Annotated in this window: 8 protein-coding genes; 1 reads left to right on the top strand and 7 read right to left on the bottom strand. The window is 70.5% G+C overall.

The window, feature by feature from the left end; all coding sequences use genetic code 11:
- From AC3ETA_RS40910 to AC3ETA_RS40880, 7 genes are all read right to left on the bottom strand, one after another.
- Positions 1-633: LAETG motif-containing sortase-dependent surface protein (locus tag AC3ETA_RS40910; RefSeq protein WP_432197976.1), on the bottom strand; the 633-nt coding region annotated here is incomplete at its 3' end.
- A gap of 185 nt (positions 634-818) precedes the next feature.
- Positions 819-1940 carry an LOG family protein gene (locus AC3ETA_RS40905; RefSeq protein WP_432197975.1) on the bottom strand — a complete coding sequence of 374 codons (1122 nt, stop codon included), beginning with the start codon at positions 1938-1940 and terminating at the stop codon, positions 819-821.
- A 37-nt stretch (positions 1941-1977) separates the two neighbouring features.
- Complete coding sequence (locus tag AC3ETA_RS40900; RefSeq protein WP_432197974.1) at positions 1978-2397, bottom strand: VOC family protein; 420 nt, start codon at positions 2395-2397, stop codon at positions 1978-1980.
- 130 nt (positions 2398-2527) lie between these two features.
- Entirely contained in the window at positions 2528-3970 is a 1443-nt protein-coding gene (locus AC3ETA_RS40895) for a hypothetical protein (protein ID WP_432197973.1), read from the bottom strand.
- A complete protein-coding gene (locus AC3ETA_RS40890; RefSeq protein ID WP_432197972.1) occupies positions 3952-4692 on the bottom strand; it encodes an ABC transporter ATP-binding protein in 741 nt (246 codons plus the stop codon). The genes AC3ETA_RS40895 and AC3ETA_RS40890 overlap by 19 nt, the downstream gene beginning before the upstream one ends.
- A 215-nt stretch (positions 4693-4907) precedes the next feature.
- Positions 4908-6281, bottom strand: coding sequence for an aspartate aminotransferase family protein (locus AC3ETA_RS40885; RefSeq protein ID WP_432197971.1), 1374 nt, complete (start codon positions 6279-6281; stop codon positions 4908-4910).
- Between the two features lie 19 nt (positions 6282-6300).
- Positions 6301-6819, bottom strand: a complete 519-nt coding sequence (locus AC3ETA_RS40880) for an Lrp/AsnC family transcriptional regulator (protein ID WP_126903147.1) — start codon at positions 6817-6819, stop codon at positions 6301-6303.
- A gap of 169 nt (positions 6820-6988) precedes the next feature.
- Here AC3ETA_RS40880 and AC3ETA_RS40875 point away from each other — a divergent pair, with 169 nt between their 5' ends.
- Positions 6989-8428: a gamma-aminobutyraldehyde dehydrogenase gene (locus tag AC3ETA_RS40875; protein ID WP_432197970.1), complete on the top strand. Its 1440-nt coding sequence runs from the start codon at positions 6989-6991 to the stop codon at positions 8426-8428.
- Positions 8429-8526 lie beyond the last annotated feature (98 nt).

Below are 8526 nucleotides of genomic sequence, written 5' to 3'. Positions count from 1 at the left end.
CGCGCCGCGTCGGCGCAGGCCGAAGAAGACCGCGCCGCCGCCGAGGGCGACCAGGCCGACCGCGATGCCCGCGATCATGCCGGTGTTGGAGTTCGCACCGGTCTCGGCGAGGTTGGAGTCACCGGCCGCGGGGGACGGGGCGCTGCTCGCGGGAGGGGTGCTGTCGCTCTCCGACGGGGTCGGGGTCGGCGAGTCGGTCTCCTCGGCCGGGGTCGAGGCGGGGGCCGACGGAGTCGGGGTGTCCGACGGAGCCGGCGGCTCCTCCTTCTTGCAGGCCGTGGACGGGGTCGTCAGGTTCGGCTTGATGTCCTCGTCGACATAGCCGGCCGCCTTGACGTGGACGCGGTACTCGGCGTCCGGCTTCCAGTCCTCGGCGAAGGTGATGGTGACGCCCTCGCGGGAGCCCTTGACCACCTGCTCACCGACCTTCTTCAGATCGGCGCCGTTGTTCTGGAGGAACACCGTGATGGTCGCCGGGACACCGCTGGGGTCCACATCGGTGACGGTGATGACGCCCTTGTCGCCGTCGCACTTGGCTTCGGCGGAGAATTCACTGATGTTGCACGCGAGCGCGGTGCCCGCGGCGGAGAGCGCGAGTGCGGCCGCTGCGGAGGCGACACTCAGAGCGCGCACGGAACGCGCGACAGTACGGCGGTTTATGGACACGTTTGTCCTTTACGGGAGTTGCACCACTGAGGGGGGTTCGGAGGGGGCCGGTGACGCGACATCACCGTCCCCAGGAGTCTCACAGGTCTATAAGCGTGGCATAAGGAGTGTCAACGCATATGCAGCCTACAGGCGTTGGCTTTGCCCTCTTATTAACAGCCGAGGCGTTTCAACGCCTCCGGCGCCTCCTCGATCCGGTCGACCAGGGCGATCCGGGCCTCCATCGACCGTTCCCGGGCAAGGGACTTGAGCAGTGGCCAGGCCGGCAGCCGCTCCGTCCAGTGCGCACGGTCGACGAGCACCATCGGGGTCGGTTCGCCGCGCGACTCGTAGTAGTTGGGCGTGGCGTTGTCGAAGATCTCCTGTACGGTCCCGGCGGCTCCCGGCAGGAAGACGACGCCCGCGCCGGAGCGGGCCAGCAGGCCGTCCTCGCGGGTGGCGTTGGCGAAGTACTTCGCGATGTGCGAGGCGAAGGGGTTCGGCGGCTCGTGGCCGTAGAACCAGGTCGGGATGCCGACGGAGCGGCCGCCCTTGGGCCAGCGGGCGCGCACCTCGAAGGCGGCCGACGCCCAGTCGGTGATCGAGGGCGTGAACGCCGGTGCCTTGGCCAGGAGTCGGAGCGCGTCGATGAGCATCCCGTCGTCGAGCGGGGCGGCGTACGCGCCGAGATTGGCGGCCTCCATCGCGCCCGGGCCGCCGCCGGTGGCGACGGTGAGACCGGCGCGGGTCAGCTCCCGGCCGAGCCGCGCGGCACCCTCGTACTCCTGCGTGCCGCGGCGCATCGCGTGCCCGCCCATCACGCCCACCACCCGGGCGCCGGACAGGAGTTCGTCGAGCGCGTCCGAGATGGAGTCGTCGTGGATGGCGCGGAGCATGGAGGCGTAGACGTCGCGGTCGGCCTTCGTGCGCTGGAACCAGGCGTAGGCCTGGGCGTCGGGGGTGCTCTCGTAGCCGTCCGCGAGGGAGGTGAAGAGTTCGTCGGGGGAGTAGACCAGGCCCCGGTACGGGTCGAAGGGGAGGTCCGGAACCGGGGGGAAGACCAGGGCGCCGCCGGTGCGGATCTTCGCGGCCGCCTCCTCGCGCATCGCGCAGCCGAGGAAGACGGCACCGGTGGTGTCCGCGGTGAGCAGTTCGCGCGTACGGTCCGTCAGGTCGACTGCCTGGACACGGAATCCGGCGAGGGAGCCGCGCGCCGAGACGATCGCGTCGAACTCCTGGAGCGTCTCTATCTCATGGTCGTCGTGGTGGGCCGCATGGGCGGGCATCGTCTGCACCCGCCCATGCTAGGCACCCTGTGTCGTACGGCGGTTGTCAGCCCTCGACGGCCGACGGGTCCATCCACACGACCTCCCAGGTGTGGCCGTCGAGGTCGTCGAAGGCGCGGCCGTACATGAAGCCCATGTCCTGGACCTTGTCCGACGCGGTGCCGCCGGCGGTGACCGCCTTCTCGACCAGCTCGTCCACCTTGTCGCGGCTCTCGGCGCTCAGACAGATCAGCACCTCGCTGGTCGTCGTGGCGTCTGCGATCTCCTTCTTGGTGAAGGTCGAGTAGAACGGCTTGGTGAGCAGCATCGCGACGATGGTGTCGCTGATCACGACGGACGCCGCGTTCTCGTCGCTGAACTGCGCGTTGATCGAGTAACCCAGTCCCGTGAAGAACTTCTTCGACGCGTCGAGGTCGTTCACGGGCAGGTTGACGAAGATCATCTGCTGGTAGGCGGGGGCGCTCATCGTGGTCTCTCCCATCACGGTGGTTGCTGTTCGGTGGGGTAGACCGGCGGGCCGGCCGGAACTCATCGCCCGGTGGAGATTTTTTCCCACGAGTTCCTCGGGACGTCCGCGAACGACCGCGGTGGCCGCCTCAGCGGGCGGCCAGCGGCAGTGCTGCCAGCTCCGCCACGATCAGGGTCAGGGGGCCGAAGACGGCCAGCAGGACGCCGGTGCGCAGGGCGGCGGCGCCGCGGAGCATCGTGGTCGGCGCGCCGAGGCGCAGCAGCGCGGCCGTGGTGTCGGCGCGGGCCTGCCTGGCCTCCAGCGCGGCCATGAAGAGGGTGGTCACGGTCGCGCCGGCGACCACGGTCGCGCCGAGGGCGGAGAGGGGGCCGATGGCGTCGGTGGCCGCGGAGCCGGACCGGGGGGCCATGGCGTGGACGGCGGCGGCCACCGCGCAGACGACACCGAGGGGGCGGCCGATCCGGGTGGCTTCCGCCATGAGGCCGCGGCCCGCCAGGAGCCGGAGCGGCCCCGGCCGTACGGCCTGGAGCACCCGGCCGCAGAGATGGGTGAGGCCCGGTGCCGCGAGGGCGAGGCCGACGGCCGCGAGTACCCAGCCGACCAGGACCGCGGTGGGGCCGGTGGGCAGGGCCGTGGGGAGGGCGAGCGTGTCGTCGGCGGTGACGCGGCCGGCGTAGGTCTCCACGGCCAGGCCCGCGGTGAGGACGGTGATGCCCCAGGGGAGGCCCGCCGGGGGTTTGCGGGGCACCGGGAAGTGGGTCAGGTCGTCCGGCGTCTGCCGACTGCCGTTCTCCTCGGCCGTCGCGGGGGCCGGGACGTCGGCAGGCGCTTGCGCCGCGCCGCCGTTCTGCGCGGCCCCGGGCGGCCGGCCTGCCGGGGCGGGCGCGGCCGTACGCTCGGCCGAGGCGGTGTCTGGCGTGGTCGCGCCGCCGCGTACCGCACCCCGCAGCCGTGCCCCGAACCGCCCGTAGGCCCCGAACGTCTCGCGGTCGGCCGATCTGCCGGACACCCCGAAGCGGCCGTACGGCCGTGCCCTCGCCTTCGTCGCGGCGGGCGCGGCGTGCTTCGGGCGCAGCAGCAGGGCGACCGCGGCCGACGCCAGTGCCGGTGTCAGGGCCAGGAGTGTCAGGGCGGCCGGCAGCGGCAGGGGGCTGTCCGCCGCCAGGAACCGGGAGGCGTCGCCGTCGAAGGGCATGCCCGTCAGATCGCCCCTCAGGTGCAGGAAGACCAGGAGGGCCAGCATCGAGCCGAGCAGGCAGGACAGGGCCGTCGTGGTGGCGGAGACCAGCATGAGCCGACCCGGTCCGAGGCCGGCCGCCGCCAGGCCGGGGCGCGGTCTGGTGCCGGGGTCCGTGCGGGCCACCGCCACCGCGAGGTGGATCGTCGCGGCCAGCGGGGGTGCGCACCAGGCCAGCCTGAGCGTGGCTGCGGCGGGGGAGTCCGGGTGCGACATCGCGTAGCCGAGGGCGGACAGCAACAGGAAGCCCGTGCCCGCCGACGCCGCCGCGACGAGCAGCCGGCGCAGCTGTACGGGGGGGTGGGCGCCGCGGGTCAGACGGAGAGCGAGCACGCGGCCCGGCCTTCCGCCTCGGCGACCGGAGGCAGTTGCACCGTGTTCACGCGCCGCCCGTCCAGCAGTGTCACGCTTCGGTCGGCGAGGGCTGCCGTGTCCGCGTCATGGCTGGCGAGCACCACGGTGATGCCGTGCGAGCGGGCGGCCGTCGTCAGGGTGCGCAGCACGTGCGTTCGGTCGGCACGGTGCAGGGGTGCCGTCGGCTCGTCGGCGAACAGCACCGTCGGCGAGGGAGCCAGCGCACGGGCGATGCAGACGCGCTGACGTACGGCCTGGACCAGCTGGTGCGGGCGCCTGCGGGCGACCTCACCCACGTCCAGGCGCTCCAGCCACTCCAGCGCGGCCTTCTTGGCGCGGCGGCGGCTGGTGCCGCGCAGCATCAGCGGCAGGGCCGTGTTCTCCCAGACGTTCAGCTCGGGAACGAGCGACGGCGCGGTGTCGACCCAGGCGAACCGGTCCCGGCGCAGCCGCTCGCGGGCCACCGGGCCCATCGTGTGCACCGGCACGCTGTTGAACCAGACCTCGCCGCGCCCCGCCGGGGCCAGGCCGGACAGACAGCGCAGCAGGGCGGTCTTGCCGCTGCCGCGTGGACCGAGGACGGCGAGGATCTCCCCCTCCTGGACGCCGAGCGAGACCCCGCTGAGCGCGGGCGAGCCGTCGTGGTACGAGAAGTGCAGGGCACGTGCCCAGAGCACGTCGTTGTCCGGCGGGGCCACCATGGCGTACACCTCGGTTCTGATCCGTTTTCCCGTTCTTCGTTCCCCCGTGCGGGGGAACGAAGGCTGGGCCGATCGGTCACTGGCACGCTAGGCAGTCGTCGCCCGAAGCCGGGACAGCACAGGGCCCCGGGCCGCCGTGTCTCACTCGAACGGGCGGCACCGGGGCCGGTGTGTTGATCATTCCGGCCGCGGGGCGGCGGAGGATCGGTCGGGGGTCACAGCTTCGTCCACGCCTCCGACAGCGTCTCGCGCAGAATCTGCTCGATCTCGTCGAACGTCTCCTGGTTGGAGATCAGCGGCGGGGCGAGCTGGATGACCGGGTCGCCGCGGTCGTCCGCACGGCAGTACAGGCCGTTCTCGAAGAGCTTCTTGGAGAGGAAGCCGTACAGGACGCGCTCGGTCTCCTCGTCGTTGAAGGACTCCTTGGTGGCCCTGTCCTTCACCAGCTCGATGCCGTAGAAGAAGCCGTTGCCGCGGACGTCGCCGACGATCGGCAGGTCGTACAGCTTCTCCAGCGTGCCGCGGAAGGCGCCCTCGTTGTCGAGGACGTGCTTGTTGAGGCCCTCGCGCTCGAACAGGTCGAGGTTGGCGATGCCCACGGCCGCGGAGACCGGGTGGCCGCCGAAGGTGTAGCCGTGCAGGAAGGTGTTGTCGCCCTTGTAGAAGGGCTCGGCCAGGCGGTCGGAGATGATGCAGGCGCCGATCGGGGAGTAGCCCGAGGTCATGCCCTTGGCGCAGGTGATCATGTCCGGGACGTAGCCGAACTTGTCGCAGGCGAACGTCGTGCCCAGGCGCCCGAAGGCGCAGATGACCTCGTCCGACACCAGCAGCACGTCGTACTGGTCGCAGATCTCGCGCACCCGCTGGAAGTAGCCGGGCGGGGGCGGGAAGCAGCCGCCCGCGTTCTGCACCGGCTCCAGGAAGACCGCGGCGACCGTGTCCGGGCCCTCGAAGAGGATCTGCTGCTCGATCTGGTCGGCGGCCCAGCGGCCGAAGGCCTCCGGGTCGTCGCCGAAGATCGGGGCGCGGTAGATGTTGGTGTTCGGGACCTTGTGCGCACCCGGCACCAGCGGCTCGAAGGGGGCCTTCAGGCCCGGCAGGCCGGTGATGGACAGGGCGCCCTGCGGGGTGCCGTGGTAGGCGACGGCACGCGAGATCACCTTGTGCTTGGTGGGCTTGCCGACCAGCTTGAAGTACTGCTTGGCGAGCTTCCAGGCGGTCTCCACCGCCTCGCCGCCGCCGGTGGTGAAGAAGACCTTGTTGAGATCGCCCGGCGCCTCGTCGGCCAGCCGCTCCGCCAGCTCGACCGCCTTCGGGTGGGCGTAGGACCACACCGGGAAGAACGCCAGCTCCTGGGCCTGCTTGAACGCGGTCTCGGCCAGCTCGACGCGGCCGTGACCGGCCTGGACCACGAACAGGCCGGCGAGACCGTCGAGGTAGCGCCTGCCCTTGTCGTCGTAGATGTAGGTGCCCTCGCCCCGGACGATGGTCGGGACGGGAGCCTTCTCGTACGAGGACATACGCGTGAAGTGCATCCACAAGTGGTCGTACGCGGTCCTGCTGAGGTCCTGAGGGGTGTCGGTGCTCACGGTTATCGGGTCCTCACGGTTATCGGGTTCCCCACATGTAGGTCTGCTTCTTGAGCTTGAGATAGACGAAGCTCTCCGTCGAGCGCACTCCGGGGACGGCCCGGATGCGTCTGTTGATGACCTCCAGGAGGTGGTCGTCGTCCTCGCAGACGATCTCCACCATCAGGTCGAAGGACCCGGCGGTCATCACCACGTACTCGCATTCGGACATGGCGGTCAGCGCGTCGGCCACGGACTCCACGTCGCCCTCGACGTTCACGCCGACCATCGCCTGCCGCCGGAAGCCCACGGTGAGCGGGTCCGTGACGGCGACGATCTGCATGACGCCCTGGTCGAGCAGCTTCTGGACGCGCTGGCGCACGGCCGCCTCGGACAGGCCCACGGCCTTGCCGATGGCGGCGTACGGCCGGCGGCCGTCCTCCTGAAGTTGTTCGATGATGGCTAGGGAGACGGCGTCCAGCGTGGGGCCGCCGCCGTTCCTGGACTCGCGGGAGTCCCTGTGCTCTGCGCTTCGACTGGCCACGACGTCACTGTGCACGACGTCTCGACAGTTCCGCAAGGCCGAGGCGATGAAATTCGTTGTTTACGTGACTGAGACCTGCGGATTTCGCAGAAGTGGCGCCAGCGGGGGTGTTGAAAACGTGGGCCGGACGATTAGGGTGGGTGTCTCAGAGAATGGACAGTTTCACCTGACAGGAGGGCCGGCAGTGAGCACCGAGCTGCGTCGTCTGCGCAACTACATCGACGGTGAGTTCAGGGACGCCGCCGACGGACGGACCACCGAGGTGGTCAACCCCGCGACGGGCGAGGCGTACGCGACCGCGCCGCTGTCCGGGCAGGCGGACGTCGACGCCGCGATGGAGGCCGCCGCGCGCGCCTTCCCCGCCTGGCGCGACGCCACCCCCGCCGAGCGCCAGAAGGCTCTGCTGAAGATCGCGGACGCGTTCGAGGAGCGCGCCGAGGACCTGATCGCCGCCGAGGTGGAGAACACCGGCAAGCCGATCGGGCTCACGCGGTCCGAGGAGATCCCGCCGATGGTCGACCAGATCCGCTTCTTCGCCGGCGCGGCGCGGATGCTGGAGGGCCGCTCGGCCGGTGAGTACATGGAGGGCCTGACCTCCATCGTGCGCCGTGAGCCGATCGGCGTCTGCGCGCAGGTCGCGCCCTGGAACTACCCGATGATGATGGCCGTGTGGAAGTTCGCCCCGGCCCTCGCCGCGGGCAACACGGTCGTCCTGAAGCCGTCGGACACGACGCCGGCGTCGACGGTCCTGATCGCCGAGATCATCGGTTCGGTCCTGCCCAAGGGCGTCTTCAACGTCATCACCGGCGACCGTGACACCGGCCGCCTCATGGTCGAGCACCCGACCCCCGCGATGGCCTCCATCACCGGTTCCGTGCGCGCCGGCATGTCGGTCGCCGAGTCCGCGTCGAAGGACCTCAAGCGGGTCCACCTGGAGCTCGGCGGCAAGGCGCCCGTCGTCGTCTTCGAGGACACCGACATCGCCAAGGCCGTCGAGGACATCTCCGTCGCGGGCTTCTTCAACGCCGGCCAGGACTGTACGGCCGCCACGCGCGTCCTCGTCCACGAGTCCATCCACGACGAGTTCGTGCAGGCGCTCGCGAAGGCCGCCGCCGACACCAAGACGGGCCGGCCGGACGACGAGGACGTGCTCTTCGGTCCCCTCAACAACCCCAACCAGCTCAAGCAGGTCTCCGGGTTCATCGAGCGGCTGCCCGCGCACGCCAAGGTCGAGGCCGGCGGTCACCAGGTCGGTGACAAGGGGTACTTCTACGCGCCGACCGTCGTGTCCGGGCTGAAGCAGGACGACGAGATCGTCCAGAAGGAGGTCTTCGGGCCGGTCATCACCGTGCAGTCCTTCTCGGACGAGGCGCAGGCCGTCCAGTGGGCGAACGGCGTCGAGTACGCGCTGGCGTCGTCGGTGTGGACCAAGGACCACGGGCGCGCGATGCGGATGTCCAAGGCACTGGACTTCGGCTGCGTGTGGATCAACACGCACATCCCGCTGGTCGCGGAGATGCCGCACGGCGGGTTCAAGAAGTCCGGCTACGGCAAGGACCTCTCGGCGTACGGCTTCGACGACTACACGCGGATCAAGCACGTGATGACGTCCCTGGACGCGTAGGTCGTAGGTCGTAGGCCGTATTTCGGCCGCGGGGGCGTGGGGGCTGGTTGCGCAGTTCCCCGCGCCCCTTCAGCGTGTGATCGACAGGGTGTCGGTCA

It is taken from the genome of Streptomyces sp. bgisy027 (genome assembly GCF_057710365.1).
This window is presented reverse-complemented; position numbering and strand designations above follow the sequence as displayed.

Bases quoted from the DNA above. Each gene is read 5' to 3' on its own strand.
- AC3ETA_RS40900 (WP_432197974.1), bottom strand. From the start codon at position 2,397: ATGAGCGCCCCCGCCTACCAGCAGATGATCTTCGTCAACCTGCCCGTG.
- AC3ETA_RS40890 (WP_432197972.1), bottom strand. From the start codon at position 4,692: ATGGTGGCCCCGCCGGACAACGACGTGCTCTGGGCACGTGCCCTGCAC.